13 protein-coding genes and 1 tRNA gene are annotated in these 13,976 nt (G+C 70.4%); 6 read left to right on the top strand and 8 right to left on the bottom strand.

Annotated elements, in window-relative coordinates; translation table 11 throughout:
• Nucleotides 1–56: 56 nt before the first annotated feature.
• The 5 genes from SZ60_RS00250 to aceE form a co-directional block, all read right to left on the bottom strand.
• Nucleotides 57–305, bottom strand: a complete 249-nt coding sequence (locus SZ60_RS00250) for an acyl carrier protein (RefSeq protein WP_043592609.1) — start codon at nt 303–305, stop codon at nt 57–59.
• 81 nt (nt 306–386) lie between these two features.
• A complete protein-coding gene (locus tag SZ60_RS00255; protein ID WP_043592610.1) occupies nt 387–1,397 on the bottom strand; it encodes a beta-ketoacyl-ACP synthase III in 1,011 nt (336 codons plus the stop codon).
• On the bottom strand, nt 1,394–2,314 hold the full coding sequence (locus SZ60_RS00260; RefSeq protein ID WP_043592612.1) for an ACP S-malonyltransferase: 921 nt from the start codon (nt 2,312–2,314) through the stop codon (nt 1,394–1,396). Before SZ60_RS00260 ends, SZ60_RS00255 begins: the two co-directional genes overlap by 4 nt.
• A gap of 106 nt (nt 2,315–2,420) precedes the next feature.
• Nucleotides 2,421–3,632 (bottom strand): CdaR family transcriptional regulator, encoded by a 1,212-nt coding sequence (locus tag SZ60_RS00265; protein ID WP_043592836.1) that lies wholly within the window; start codon nt 3,630–3,632, stop codon nt 2,421–2,423.
• Between the two features lie 22 nt (nt 3,633–3,654).
• On the bottom strand, nt 3,655–6,399 hold the full coding sequence (aceE, locus tag SZ60_RS00270; RefSeq protein WP_043592614.1) for a pyruvate dehydrogenase (acetyl-transferring), homodimeric type: 2,745 nt from the start codon (nt 6,397–6,399) through the stop codon (nt 3,655–3,657).
• A 264-nt stretch (nt 6,400–6,663) separates the two neighbouring features.
• Here aceE and SZ60_RS00275 point away from each other — a divergent pair, with 264 nt between their 5' ends.
• The 5 genes from SZ60_RS00275 (at nt 6,664) to SZ60_RS00295 (ending at nt 10,671) form a co-directional block, all read left to right on the top strand.
• On the top strand, nt 6,664–7,137 hold the full coding sequence (locus SZ60_RS00275; RefSeq protein ID WP_043592615.1) for a peroxiredoxin: 474 nt from the start codon (nt 6,664–6,666) through the stop codon (nt 7,135–7,137).
• An 84-nt stretch (nt 7,138–7,221) separates the two neighbouring features.
• Nucleotides 7,222–7,294 (top strand) — tRNA-Val (locus tag SZ60_RS00280).
• A gap of 89 nt (nt 7,295–7,383) precedes the next feature.
• Nucleotides 7,384–8,589: a hypothetical protein gene (locus SZ60_RS00285; RefSeq protein WP_156155428.1), complete on the top strand. Its 1,206-nt coding sequence runs from the start codon at nt 7,384–7,386 to the stop codon at nt 8,587–8,589.
• Nucleotides 8,590–8,768: 179 nt separating this feature from the next.
• Nucleotides 8,769–9,629: a hypothetical protein gene (locus tag SZ60_RS00290; RefSeq protein ID WP_043592620.1), complete on the top strand. Its 861-nt coding sequence runs from the start codon at nt 8,769–8,771 to the stop codon at nt 9,627–9,629.
• Between the two features lie 73 nt (nt 9,630–9,702).
• On the top strand, nt 9,703–10,671 hold the full coding sequence (locus tag SZ60_RS00295) for an alpha/beta hydrolase fold domain-containing protein (RefSeq protein ID WP_231567005.1): 969 nt from the start codon (nt 9,703–9,705) through the stop codon (nt 10,669–10,671).
• Nucleotides 10,672–10,779: 108 nt separating this feature from the next.
• Here the strand turns inward: SZ60_RS00295 and SZ60_RS00300 are convergent, their stop codons facing one another.
• Nucleotides 10,780–11,061, bottom strand: coding sequence for a GlsB/YeaQ/YmgE family stress response membrane protein (locus SZ60_RS00300; protein WP_043592839.1), 282 nt, complete (start codon nt 11,059–11,061; stop codon nt 10,780–10,782).
• A gap of 119 nt (nt 11,062–11,180) precedes the next feature.
• Here SZ60_RS00300 and SZ60_RS00305 point away from each other — a divergent pair, with 119 nt between their 5' ends.
• Nucleotides 11,181–11,849 (top strand): DNA-binding response regulator, encoded by a 669-nt coding sequence (locus tag SZ60_RS00305; RefSeq protein ID WP_043592622.1) that lies wholly within the window; start codon nt 11,181–11,183, stop codon nt 11,847–11,849.
• Between the two features lie 35 nt (nt 11,850–11,884).
• Here SZ60_RS00305 and SZ60_RS00310 read toward each other — a convergent pair whose 3' ends face one another.
• The gene (locus tag SZ60_RS00310; protein ID WP_197073468.1) at nt 11,885–12,526 is read right to left on the bottom strand and encodes a histidine phosphatase family protein; all 642 of its coding nucleotides are present in this window, start codon (nt 12,524–12,526) and stop codon (nt 11,885–11,887) included.
• A 30-nt stretch (nt 12,527–12,556) separates the two neighbouring features.
• Entirely contained in the window at nt 12,557–13,939 is a 1,383-nt protein-coding gene (locus SZ60_RS00315; protein ID WP_043592626.1) for an NAD(P)/FAD-dependent oxidoreductase, read from the bottom strand.
• Between the last annotated feature and the right edge of the window lie 37 nt (nt 13,940–13,976).

Below are 13,976 nucleotides of genomic sequence, written 5' to 3' on the forward strand. Positions count from 1 at the left end.
TCGAGGGCACAGCGGCGGGGCCCGATCGCCCTCAAGGCGACCGGGCGGCCGACGTCTTAGTTCTGCGCCTTGTGGATGTACGTGACGGCGTCGCCGACGGTCTTGAGGTTCTTGACCTCTTCGTCGGGGATCTTGACGTCGAACTTCTCTTCGGCGTTGACGACGATGGTCATCATGGAGATCGAGTCGATGTCGAGGTCGTCGGTGAACGACTTGTCCATCTCGACGGTGTCGGTGGCGATCCCGGTCTCGTCGTTGACGAGCTCGGCGAGGCCGGCGAGGACTTCTTCGGTGGACAGTGCCATGGTGTTGTCTCCTTGAGGGGGTGTCGATGTGACCGGGGTAAAGCCTATACAGCGCCCCGCGGTCGGGCGGGCAGCGGCGCGCTAGGGCAGCACGACCACCTGGGCGCCGAACACGAGTCCGGCACCGAAACCGATCTGCAGGGCGAGGCCGCCGCTGAGCTCGGGGTGCTCGTCGAGCAGTCGGTGGGTCGCGAGCGGGATGCTCGCGGCCGAGGTGTTGCCGGTGGTCGCGATGTCGCGACCGATCACGACGGACTCGGGCAGGCCGAGCTGCTTGGCGAACTCGTCGATGATGCGCATGTTGGCCTGGTGCGGCACGAAGGCCGAGAGCTGGTCGGCGGTGATGCCCGCGCGGTCGAGGGCCTCTTTCGCGACCTTCGCCATCTCCCAGACGGCCCAGCGGAAGACCGTCTGACCTTCTTGGCGGAGGGTCGGCCAGGGGACCTCACCCGCGCCCTCGCGGTATTCGGCCATGGTGTTGGTCATGCCGATGGCGTCCCACTTGGAGCCGTCGGAGCCCCAGACCGTCGGGCCGATGCCGGCACTGTCGGACGGACCGACGATCGCCGCACCCGCTCCGTCGGCGAGGAGGAACGAGATCGTGCGGTCGGTCGGGTCGATGACGTCGCTGAGCTTTTCGGCACCCACGACGAGGACGTACTCGGCGAGGCCCGACTTGACGAACGAGTCCGCCTGCGCGATGCCGTAGGTGAAGCCGGCACAGGCTGCCGAGATGTCGTAGGCGGCGGCCGGGTTCGCACCGACGCGTTCGGCGAGCAGCGAGGCTACCGACGGAGTCACGACGCCGGCACCGATGGTCGACACGAGGACGGCACCGATCTGGTCGGGGCGGATGCCGGACTTGGCGATGGCCTCGGTGGCGGCGGCCTCGGCGAGGTCGACGACCTTGACGTCCTTGCCCGCGCGGCGACGGGTGATCACTCCGGTGCGCTGCTGGATCCACTCGTCGCTGGAGTTGATCGGTTCGATGATGTCGGCGTTCGGCACCACGTTCTCGCCCCGGGCGGCGCCGAGTGCGTAGATGCGGGTGAACTGCGCACCGGTCGTCTGGTTGAGCTGGGGGGTGGTCATGCTGCTCCCTCGATGAGGTCGACGGCGGCCTGCAGGTCGTCGGGTGTCTTGACGGCGACCGAGGGGACACCCCTCAGCGCACGCTTGGCGAGACCGGTGAGGGCTCCCGCCGGGGCGAGTTCGATGATTCCCGTGACGCCGGCGTCGGCGAACGAGCGCATGGTCGCGTCCCATCGGACGGGGGACGAGACCTGACCGACGAGCAGCTCGACGAAGCGGGCGCCCGAGGTGACCGCGCTGCCGTCGTGGTTGGTCCAGAGCGTCGTGGACGGGTCGGCGGCCGCGACCGAGGCGGCGGCTGAGCGGAGGCGGTCGACGGCGGGCTGCATGTATCGCGTGTGGAAGGCGCCGGCGACCTGGAGGGGCACGACGCGGCTCTTGACCGGCGGGTCGGCCGCGAGCTCGGCGAGGGCGGCGGTCTCGCCGGCGACGACGATCTGGCCGCCACCGTTGTAGTTGGCGGGGAAGAGCCCGAGGGCGTCGAGACGGGCGAGCAGTTCGGCCTCGTCGCCTCCGAGCACGGCGCTCATGCCCGTCTCGACCAGGGCGGCGGCGTCGGCCATGGCCCGGCCCCGTTCGGCGACGAGCGTGACGGCGTCGACGTCGCTCAGCACGCCGCTGACGGCCGCGGCGGTGAACTCGCCGACCGAGTGGCCCGCGACGCCGGCGACCGCGGAGCGGTCCACGCGGTGGAAGAGGGCACGGGCGGTCAGGACGCCGGCGGCGACGATGAGGGGCTGCGCGACGGCGGTGTCGCGGATCGTGGCGGCGTCCGACGTCGTGCCGTGTGCGACGAGGTCGACGCCGGCCGCGTCGGAGAGCGACGTCAGCAGGTCACGCTGGTCGGGTTCGGCCAGCCAGGGTTCGAGGAATCCGGGAGTTTGGGAGCCCTGACCGGGCGCTACGACAACGATCACTGGTCCATCATGCCAATGAGTAGCGGGTCTGCGGTGTAGCAACTCGACCAAAGATGGGCGGGAACGTTGTCGAAGCGCACAGACGGACCCCAGGGATGGCCGACGATCACTTGCGGCGGACCCCGGACCCGTCGGGGTCGGCGATCGATCCGAGCACGAGTGCGGATTGCAGGATGAGCGCCTCGCGCGCACCCGTGGCGTCCCACCCGATGACGTCCGTGACGCGCTTGAGACGGTAGCGCACGGTGTTCGGGTGCACGAAGAGTTCGCGAGCCGTGGCCTCGAGCGAGCGCCCGTTGTCGAGGTAGCACCACAGGGTGGTCAACAGCTCGGTGGAGTGCGCCTTGAGTGGCTTGTAGATCCGGTTGACGAGCGTCGATCGCGCCACCGGGTCGCCGGCGAGGGCACGCTCGGGCAACAGGTCGTCAGCGAGGACGGGGCGGGGTGCGTTCCGCCAGGCCCGGGCGACGGCAAAACCGGCGAGGGCGGCCTTCGCGCTCTTCGAGGCGTCGACGAGGCTCGGCACTTCGTGGCCCAGCACGAGGTGCCCGTCACCGAAGCCGGGTTCGAGGGCGTGCGCGATCTCGGTGAAGCTGGGGTGGGTCGAGGAGGTGCTGCTCTCGTCGAGAGGGTCGGCCCGCCCGATGACCAGCACCAGTCGGCTGCCCTGCACTCCGATCAGCACGTCGGCTTCTCGGTGCCGGGCGGTGCGCCGCAGCATGTCGACGTCGAGCATCCGAGGGGCCGTGCCGACGAGGACGGCGACCTCGCCGTGACCGTGCCAGCCGAGCGCGGCGATGCGGCTGGGCAGCTCGTCGTCGTACTCGCCGCTGAGGATCGAGTCGACGACCAGGGCTTCGAGACGGGCGTCCCAGAGTCCGCGGGCCTCGGCGGCCCGGGCATAGACGTCGGCTGAGGCGAAGGCGATCTCGCGAGAGTAGAGCAGGATCGCCTCGCGGAGCGAGTCGTCCCCGTCCTTGACACGTTCTTCGACCACCTCGACGGTGATGCGGATGAGCTGCAGCGTCTGGGTCAGGCTGACCGAGCGCAGCAGCTCACGCGGGGCGGCGCCGAACACGTCCGCCGCGATCCAGGGGGTGGACCGGGGGTCGGCGAACCAGCTGATGAACGAGGTGATGCCGGCCTGGGCGACGAGCCCGACCGCCGAACGGCGCCCCGGGGGCATGTCTCCGTACCACGGCAGCGTCTCTTCGAGGCGCTTGATGGTCGCGGTGGACAACTCGCCCGAGACCGTCCGCAGCCACGCGAGCGTGCGCTCTTTCGTGGCCGCGGACGGCTGGAGGGGCGAGGTGGGCACCCGCTCGGTGCTCACGGGGTCGTCAGGCCTCCCCACCGGCGGTGCCGCTGGTACCGGCGGTGACGTCGTGCAACTGGTACCGGTCGATCGCTTGCTGGACGACGCCCGGGTCGACCTCGCCCCGGCGGGCCAGGGCCTGCAGGGTGCGGACGACGACCGACGGGCCGTCGATCTTGAAGAAGCGGCGGGCAGCCGCCCGGGTGTCGCTGAAGCCGAAGCCGTCGGCACCGAGCGTCAGGTAGTCGCCGGGCACGTACTCGCGGATCTGGTCGGGCACGGCCGCCATGAAGTCGCTGGTGGCGATGAACGGACCCTCGGCACCCTGCAACTTCTCGGTCACGTAAGGCGTCTTGGGCTCGTCGTTCGGGTGCAGGAAGTTGTGCTCTTCCGCGGCCAGGCCGTCGCGGCGCAGTTCGGTCCAGCTGGTGACGCTCCAGACGTCGGCCGCGACGTTCCAGTCGTCGGCGAGCAGCTGCTGGGCCTCGAGCGCCCACGGCACACCGACGCCCGACGCGAGCAGCTGGGCACGGGGGCCCAGGTTCTCGGCGTCCTTGAGCTTGTAGATGCCGCGCACCACACCGTCGACGTCGAGGCCCTCGGGCTCGACGGGCTGGGCCATCGGCTCGTTGTAGACGGTGATGTAGTACATGACGTTCGGGTCGGTGTGCGACGCGTTGCCGTGCTCGTCGGTGCCGTACATGCGGTCCATGCCCGACTTGACGATGTGGCCGAGCTCGTAGCCGAAGGCCGGGTCGAACGAGACGACCGCGGGGTTCGTCGAGGCGAGCAGCGGCGAGTGGCCGTCGGCGTGCTGGAGGCCTTCGCCGGTCAGTGTCGTGCGCCCGGCGGTGGCGCCGATGATGAACCCGCGGGCCATCTGGTCGCCGGCTGCCCACATGGCGTCGCCGGTGCGCTGGAACCCGAACATCGAGTAGAAGACGTAGACCGGGATGAGCGGTTCGCCCTGCGTGGAGTACGAGGTGCCGACGGCGGTGAAGGCCGCGAACGCACCGGCCTCGTTGATGCCGACGTGGATGATCTGGCCCTGCGGGCTCTCCTTGTAGGCGAGCAGCAGTTCGCGGTCGACCGACGTGTAGTGCTGGCCGTTCGGGTTGTAGATCTTGGACGTCGGGAAGTAGGCGTCCATGCCGAAGGTGCGGGCCTCGTCGGGGATGATCGGCACGATGCGGTGCCCGAAGTCGGGCGAGCGCAGCAGGTCTTTCAGCAGGCGGGCGAACGCCATCGTGGTGGCGACCTCTTGCTTGCCCGAGCCCTTCTTGACGACGTCGTACGTCTTCGCCTCGGGGACGGCGATCTGCGTGTACTTGCTGCGGCGCTCGGGCACGTAGCCACCGAGCGCGCGACGACGCTCTTGCATGTACTGGATCGCGTCGTCGTCCTGGCCGGGGTGGTAGTACGGCGGCAGGTACGGGTTCTCGTCGAGCTGGGCGTCGGTGATCGGGATGCGGAGCTCGTCGCGGAACTGCTTGAGGTTGTCGAGCGTGAGCTTCTTCATCTGGTGGGTCGCGTTGCGGCCCTCGAAGGACTTCCCGAGGCCGTAGCCCTTGACCGTCTTGGCGAGGATGACCGTCGGCTGGCCCGTGTGCTCGGTCGCGGCCTTGAACGCGGCGTAGACCTTGCGGTAGTCGTGGCCGCCGCGCTTGAGGTTCCAGATGTCGTCGTCGGAGTAGTCCGCGACGAGTTCGAGCGCGCGGGGGTCGCGGCCGAAGAAGTTGTCGCGGACGTAACCGCCGCTCTCGGCCTTGTAGGTCTGGAAGTCACCGTCGGGCGTGGTGTTCATGAGGTTGAGCAGCGCGCCGCTCGAGTCGTTGGCGAGGAGGGAGTCCCACTCGCGACCCCAGACGACCTTGATGACGTTCCAGCCGGCGCCGCGGAAGAACGACTCGAGCTCTTGGATGATCTTGCCGTTGCCGCGGACCGGACCGTCGAGGCGCTGCAGGTTGCAGTTGATGACGAAGTTCAGATTGTCGAGGCCTTCGTTGGCCGCCACCTGCAGCTGACCGCGGCTCTCGACCTCGTCCATCTCGCCGTCGCCGAGGAACGCCCAGACCTGCTGGTCGCTGGCGTCCTTGATGCCGCGGTTGGTGAGGTACTTCGCGACCTGCGCCTGGTAGATGGCGTTGATCGGCCCGAGGCCCATCGACACGGTCGGGAACTGCCAGAACTCGGGCATGAGGCGCGGGTGCGGGTACGAGCTGAGTCCGCCGGAGGCGTGCGACTTCTCCTGGCGGAAGCCGTCGAGCTGGTCGGTGCCGAGACGGCCCTCGAGGTAGGCGCGGGCGTACATGCCGGGGGAGGCGTGGCCCTGGAAGAACACCTGGTCGCCGCCACCGGAGTGGTCCTGACCGCGGAAGAAGTGGTTGTTGCCGACCTCGTACAGGGCGGCCGACGAGGCGTAGGTCGAGATGTGGCCGCCGACGGAGATGCCGGGGCGCTGTGCGCGGTGCACGGTGATCGCGGCGTTCCAGCGGACCCACTTGCGGTAGCGGCGCTCGAGTTCTTCGTCACCGGGGAACTCGGGCTCGTCTTCGGGGGCGATGGTGTTGACGTAGTCCGTCTTGGGGACCATCGGCACGCCCAGGTGCAGCTCGCTCGACCGGGTGAGCAGGCTCTTCATGATCTCGCGGGCACGTTCGTGACCCTGCGCCTTCACGAGAGCGTCGAGCGACTCGCGCCACTCGGCGGTCTCTTCGGGATCGCGATCGGCCTTGTCGACCGTGTACGGGTCCTGATCGTTAACCGTCACCCTTGACCTCAATCATCTGTGTGGAGCAGCCGTCTCTTGGAGGGCCACCGCGTGGAGTGGACAAACAGATGTCAGGCCCGTCGTGCCCGGGTTCCGAGACGCACTCCGCCTGACCAGCCCACTCTAGTTGCCCGGACCGATGCAGGCTCGGCACGCGCTGGGAACGCCCGGCCACGCCGCCGCTTGAAATCCGACGCGTGAGGCGTAGGATCGGCGATCGTGTCAGTCGCCGACCGCCCGGGTCGACGCGAAAGGAACGCACCCATGGCTCTGGAGAACGCCATCCAGGCTCCCGACTTCGACCTGCCGAACCAGTTCGGCGAGCGAGTCCGGTTGAGCGACTTCCGGGGCGTCAAGCCCGTGGCCCTGGTGTTCTTCCCCCTGGCGTTCAGCAGCACCTGCACCAAAGAGCTCTGCACGTTGCGCGACAACCTCGCGATGTTCCAGGACCACCGCGTCGAGTTGCTGGTCGTCTCCGTCGACTCCAAGGCCACGCTGCGCGCCTTCGCCGAGGAGAAGGGCTACGACTTCACCCTGCTGGCCGACTTCTGGCCGCACGGCGAGGTCTCGAAGGAGTACGGCGTCTTCCTCGAGAACAAGGGATTCGCGACCCGCACCACCTTCCTGATCGACGTCGACGGCGTCATCCGCGAGCACTTCGGCACCGAGCCCGGTCAAGAACGTTCGCTCGCCGACTACCGCGCCGCGCTCGACCTCCTCGTCCCCGTCACGGCCTGAGTCCCCGGGCCACTGCCCAGGAGGCGCGGGTCGGCTCGTCCACCCGCTAACCTGTACTCGCTCGCCCGGCTCGTCCCGGTGCGAGGGCCTTTAGCTCAGTTGGTAGAGCGCCACGTTTACACCGTGGATGTCATCGGTTCGAGCCCGGTAGGGCCCACCCTGAGACGTGCTGGTCAGCAATGACCCTCTGAGCAAGACGACCGTGAGCACATTCGGGAAGCGGCCACTGGCATCGCGCTTCAGGAAGTGGCTGACGAACGTGACGTCGTCACACACAGCCACGGTGGTGTTCTCGACGAGTACCTCGGCCGAATCGGGGCGGAGCTCGAGGACTTTCTGGCCTGGCATAGTCGATTCATGTGGTGGAGGAAGACGAGCGACGAGGGAGCGGTCCCGGCCGTCTCGCTGGAGACTTCCCGTCACACGGCTGTCCCGGCGGCGCACCCGTTCTTCACCGGTGACGGGTTCACCCTGTCGAACCCGGAGCGGGAGACCATCGTTTACTCGGAGGGCGACCGGCGCTGGTCGCTGCTGGCGGCGTGGGGTGTGTCGCCTCCGGAAGTCCGTGTCCCACGTCCCGAGGTGTGGGACGCGGTCGTCCCGCCGTGGCTCCGCGGCCGGCACGACATCGTCACCAGCCGGCTCATCGAGCATTCGGGTCACACGGTCGTGTTCGACCCTGACTCCTGGTACGACGAGACGCTGCAGTTCGTCGGCATGGAGACCGGCGGCACCCGGCAACCATGCCCGTGCTGCGACGCGGAGGCCATGACGGTCGAGCAGACGTACCCATCCGGGCAGGTCGCCCTCGAAGTCGGACCGACGCAACGTGCCATCGAAGAGCGTCTGTCCGATGGCCGGTTCGAGGTCATCCGCGCCGACGTCCCTGTCGACGAGATCGTCGACTTGCTGATCAGCGACACGAAGTACACCATCATCACGTACCTGCGCTGCACCGTGTCGAACGAGACCATCCTGTGGGGCCTCGCCATCCGCGGCACCCCCATCTACCAGCACGTCCTGCCCATGGCGCCGTTCGTCCGGCGCTGGGAAGACGGCTACCCGCGCGTGGACAACGCACCCGACCGGCCGACGCTGAACCCCGACGCGAAAGTCTCCCCGGGCGTGCTTCCGGTGCCTGTACCGCCGTCGCGTCCGAGGCTGGCCGGCACCCGTCCCGGGGCCGACAGAGACCTCCACATCGGTGTCGGTTACTCCATCGCCGAGGCGAGCGACGGCGTCGCCTACCTTGTGCCGTTCCGCGGCCGTCACGTGTTCCCGACCCGGTGGACCGGCCGGAGGCCTGCTGTGCTCCTGCCCCGGCCCGAGCTGTGGGACGCGAATGTCCCACGGTTCCTTCGTGGGAGACGGGAGATCGTCGCCGCGCGGCTGCAGGAATGGAGCGGCCACGACGTCGAGTCCGTCACCGACGGCGTCGACGTCGAGGAGTGACACCGCACGTCAGGTGACCTGTCGGGGGTCGTCGTCGCGGCAGTCGTCGGATGTCCGACCGGTTGTCGCCGGGGCCACGTCGACGTGGTCGTCGCGACCCACGCCGGTCAGGAGGAGTGTCCCGCAGTCCTTCGTCTCGATGGACCAGGATGGGCTGAGGACGTCGACAGGGGGCTGGGATGGACGGACGACCACAGGAGCCGGTCGACGGGGCGCAGGTCGAGGGCGCAGCGACCGAGCACACGACGACGACCGGTCGGGGCAGCGGCGTCGCGGTCGCCCTGACGTTGCCGGTGGCCCTCGTCGTGGGCTGGATCGTGCAACTCGCGGCCGTCCTCTCGCGCCTCCTCGAGCCGACCGACGATCCGACGGGCGGCTTCGGCCTCACCGGGTGGCTCGTCGTCGGTGCCGCGATCGGCGTCGGCGTGCCGCTGGTCGTGTTCGTCGGGCAGGTGCGCGCCCGGCGCCGCGACCCGTCGCTCTCGGGCGTGGCCTTCGTCGTGGCCACCCTCGTGCTCGTGGTCGGACTCGTGACCTGTGGACTCGCCGTCGTCCTGCAGTTCTCCTCTGTGGCGGCGGACCGGTACCGGACGGCGCAGCCGCCGTCCGTGGCCGAGCAGCGGTACACGGGCGAGGAGGCCGGCGACGAGCTGCGCGCGCTCGGTGACGACACCGTCCGAGCCCTCGGCGGCGATCCGACCGAGGGCTTGCGCGCCGACGGCTCGACCGTCCGGGCGTACAGCGAGGAGTGCCTCCTCGACAACGACAATCCCGGGGTCGTGTGGAGCTACTCGTACTCCGCGGACGGCCTCGTCGACGCGTCCGGCGGACCACTGCTGCCCGACGGGGTCCACGTGCTGCCGGGCACCCGCACCGACCTCGACGGCGTGCGCGAGCTCTGGTCGAGCGAGGGGATCGGGGCCGAGCAGGACCTGGTCGACTTCGACCAGATCGTCCCCGAAGCCGACTGGCTCGAGCGGTGGTCGTATGTACGGGCCGGGCCGACGGTCGACATCACGACGATCTGCCTGGTGCCGTGACGGTCGAGTCCGGTCCGGCGCCGGCGCGCTGATCGGCACTCACCCGGGCGGCAGCCGGGGTATCGTCGCGGCCGTGACCACGCGCCTCCCTCGGATGCCCTCCCGCGCCTCCCGCACCTCCCGCGAGACCGTCCGGGTGCCCCTCGCCGCGAGGCTCGTCCTGCCCCGGGCGGCGGTCCCGGCGTTCCTGCGGGCGACGGGGGCGAACCGCACCTTCGTCACCGAGGCCGGGGCGCGTCGGCGCATCCGTCGGTCGTCCCTCCGCCCGGCACCGTACGGCCCGCCTGCCGTCCTCCGGGACGACGTCCGGGTCGACGTCGAGCAGCGCGGCGGCTGGCCGGTCTACACGATCACGCGGCGTGACGGTGCGTCGCGCGGCACCGTCGTATACGCCCACGGCGGCGGCTGGGTGGGCGAGATCGTGTCGCAGCACTGGCACCTCGCCGCCCAGCTCTCCGCCGAGGTCCGCACGACGGTCGTCCTGCCGATCTACCCGCTGGTCCCGTACGGGACGGCCGAGGAGGCGCGGGTCGGCATCCTCGACCTGGTCGCGTCGGCAGACGGCCCGGTCGCCCTCGCCGGGGACTCGGCCGGCGGCCAGATCGTGCTGTCGGCCGCCCTGTCGTTGCGTGACGCGGGCGTCGTCGTCGCCCGCACGGTGCTGATCGCCCCCGCGCTCGACCTGACCTGGGGCAACCCCCGCATCCCCGAGGTGCAGCCGTCCGACCCGTGGCTCGGGACGCCCGGCGGACGCGTGCTCGCCGAGCACTGGCGGGGCGAGCTCGACCTGCGCGACCCCGTCGTCAGCCCCTTGTTCGGCGACCTCTCGCGGCTGGGCCCGGTGACGGTGTTCACGGGGACGCGGGACGTCCTGAACCCCGACGCGCACCTCCTTCGCGACCGTGCCGCGGCGGCCGGCGTCGAGCTCGAGTGGCACGAAGGGGAGGGCGACGTGCACGCCTACCCGCTGCTGCCCACTCGATCGGGTCGTGCCGCCCGGGCGCAGATCGTCCGGACGCTCCGCCGCTCGCTCGCGTCCTGACCCGGGGGCGAGTACCGATCGGGTCGGCCCGACGGTGCGGTGCGCGTGCTCCTGCGTCGGTGCGACCCGGGGCGGCCGTGGCACAGCCACCCCGGCGGCGACCGGGGGTCAGCGGCGAGCGGCGCCGCGGCGACCCGAGACGGCGACCCAGATCACCAGGACGACGATCGCGCCGATGATCGAGCCGATGATGCCGGCGGGCTGGAAGAACCCGTCCGTGGGGTCGTGCTGGAACAGCAGGAAGCCGAGGAACCCTCCGACGAACGAGCCGATGATGCCGAGCAGGATCGTCATGGCGATCGACAGGCTCTGGCGACCCGGGACGACCGCGCGGGCGATGAACCCTGCGATGAGGCCGACGACGAGCAAGCTGATGATGAGACCGATCATGGTGTTCTCCTTCCGGGAGAGGTGGGCGACCGGCACCGTCGGTGCCGTGGTGTCGCAGGACCCAGCAGACCACCCCTGGAGGTGTGGCGGCACACCCCTCGGGGTGGGATGGTGTCCTCATGCCCCTCGCTCCGACCCGGTCGATCACCGTCGCACTCGTCGACGACTACGACGTCGTGCTCGCCGGTCTCGCCCACATGTTCGACCGCTACCGCGACAGGGTCGTCGTCGCCGAGATCGACGCCACGACGTCCCTGTCCGACCGGGTCGACGTCGTCCTCTACGACTCGTTCGCCCAGCCGGAGTCCGACCACCACGAGCTCGCCGAACTGGTCGCCAACCCGGCGGCCGGCAAGGTCGTCGTCTACACCTGGAACTTCCACCCCGAGCTCGTCGAGTCGGCTCTCGCGCAGGGCGTGCACGGGTACCTGTCGAAGACCCTCGGTGCCCGCGAACTGGTCGAGGCGCTCGAGGCGGTCCACCGGGGCGAACGGGTCGTCAGCGAGGTGCGGGGGCGGGCACCGAGTGCGCCGGGCCTCGACTGGCCCGGCCGCCGCGAGGGCATCACCGACCGCGAGTCCGAGATCCTGGCCCTCATCACCCAGGGGAAGAGCAACGCCGAGGTCGCAGCGCTCACCTACCTCAGCCCGAACACGGTCAAGTCCTACATCCGATCGGTCTACCGACGGATCGGCGCGACGAGCCGGACGCAGGCCGTGCTGTGGGGCGTCCAGAACGGCTTCCGCCCGGACCACCACCGCATCGACCACTGGCTCGGCGGCCCGTAGGAGGCGCGCTGCGGTCTGGTCGTCGGACGCGCGGCTCAGTGCGCCAGGGGTTCGCCGTCCCACGAGACGGCGACCCAGCCGCCCTCGGTGGAGCCCTCGAGGACGACCGAGCCGGTGTTGCGGAGCCCGTGGGTGCGACTGAACGCGGCGTCGAGGTTGCGGGCGGTGTCCGCCGCCCAGACGCAGATGGCGGCTTCGTGCGAGACGAGGACCGCGGTCGAGTCGGCCGGTGTCGCGGCGACGACCCGATCGACCGCCGCACGGAACCGGGCCGTGAACTCGGTGCCGCTCTCGCCTCCCGGGATGCGCGCCTCCGGATCGGTCCACCACCTCTGCATGGTGCCGGCGTACCGGGGCAGGGCCTCGGCGTAGGGCAGCCCCTCCAGGTCGCCGGCGTCGATCTCGTGGGCACCGTCCACCTCGTGGTGAGGGAGCCCGAGGCCGTCGGCGACGATCACGGCGGTCTCGCCGGCCCGGCGCAGGCGCGACGAGTGCACGGCGACGATCGGTTCGTGGGCCAGGGCCGTCGCGAGGTCGGCGGCCTGTTCGTGGCCGAGCGGAGAGAGCGGCGGGCCCGGAGGTCGCGAACCGATGGTGCGGGCGACGTTGTCGGCGGTCTCGCCGTGGCGGATGAGGAGGAGGCGCATCGTGGCTTTCGGTCGGGGCGGGTGATCCATCGTGCCACGATGACCACCGCCGACCTGCTCCTAGCGCACGGCCCGGGCCGCCATGCCGATCACCGCGCTGTAGGTGGGATAGGCGAAGCGCACGTCGGCCAGGGTGGCGACGTCGACACCGCCGGCCATGGCGGTGGTGACCGCCTGGACCACCTCGACGGCGTTCTCGCCGACGGCATGGGCGCCGAGCACGAGTTCGCGCCGACGGTCGGCGATCAGCTTGAGGAACCCCGTCTCGCGATCGTCGATCACGGCCCGGTCCACGGTCGAGTACGGGATCGTGACGACCACGCACGACTCGTCCGCCTCACGGGCCTGTTCTTCGGTGAGGCCGACGCCGGCGTAGTCCGGGTCGGTGAACCCACCGGCCGGCAGGAGGTGGTGCGGCGTGCGGCGGTTGGCGCCGAGGACGGCGTTCTCGGCGGCGGCCTCGCCCTCGAACTGGGCGGCCTGGACGAGCATGTCGCGGCCGTTGGCGTCGCCCACGGCGAACACGTGCGGCACGACGGTCCGGAAGTACCGGTCGACGGGGATCGACGAGCGCTCCACGTCGATGCCGGCCTTCTCGAGACCGAGGTCGTCCACGTCGGCGGGCCAGCCCGTGGCCATGACGACGACGTCGAAGTCGGCCGAGGACGTCGTGTCGTCCTGCCGCCAGGTCAGGGTGATCGAGCCGTCGTCGGCGCGGGCGAGGCTCTCGACGCCGTCGATGCCCGTCCGGACGTCGATGCCCTGATCGGTGAAGGCACCGGCGACGACCTCGGAGACGGAGGCGTCGGACGCCATCAGGACCCGCGGCGCGAGGTCGAGGAGCGTGACCGCACTGCCGAACGCGTCGAACACGGTGACGAGCTGCGCGCCCGTGTTGCCCGCACCGATCACGGCCACCCGTCGGGGGAGGGCCGGCAGGTCCAGGACGTGTTCGGGCACGGTGGCCAGCTCGCGGCCCGGGATCGGCAGCCGGCGCGAGTGGCCACCGACGCAGATCAGGATCGACGAGGCCGAGATCGTCCGCCCGCTGCCGAGGACGAGGGTCGAGTCGTCGACGAACCGGGCCCGGCCCTCGTGCACCAGCTCGACCCCTGCGGCCTCGAACCGCTCGGCCTCCCGCTTGATCGACCGGACCTTGTCGACGCGCTCCCGGACGCGCGCGACGGTCGACGCCCAGTCGATCGCCGGGGGCGCGACGTCGACGCCGTAGACGTCGGCATGTCGGGTCTCGCGGATCAGCCGGGCCGTCTTGGCCAGCACCCGCGTGGGCACGCACCCGGTGTTCACGCAGGTGCCGCCCTCGCGCCCCGCCTCGAGGACGACGACGCGAGCCCCGAGCTCGGCCGCCCGCAGGGCTGCCGCGGTGCCCGCCGGACCGGCACCGATGACGGCCACGTCGTAGTCCTTCTCCGAGATGCCCATGTGCTGCCTGCCCCTTCGTCGCGTCGGTCGTCTGGGC

Origin of the sequence: Frigoribacterium sp. MEB024 (genome assembly GCF_000878135.1) — a bacterium.
GTDB lineage: Bacteria > Actinomycetota > Actinomycetes > Actinomycetales > Microbacteriaceae > Frigoribacterium.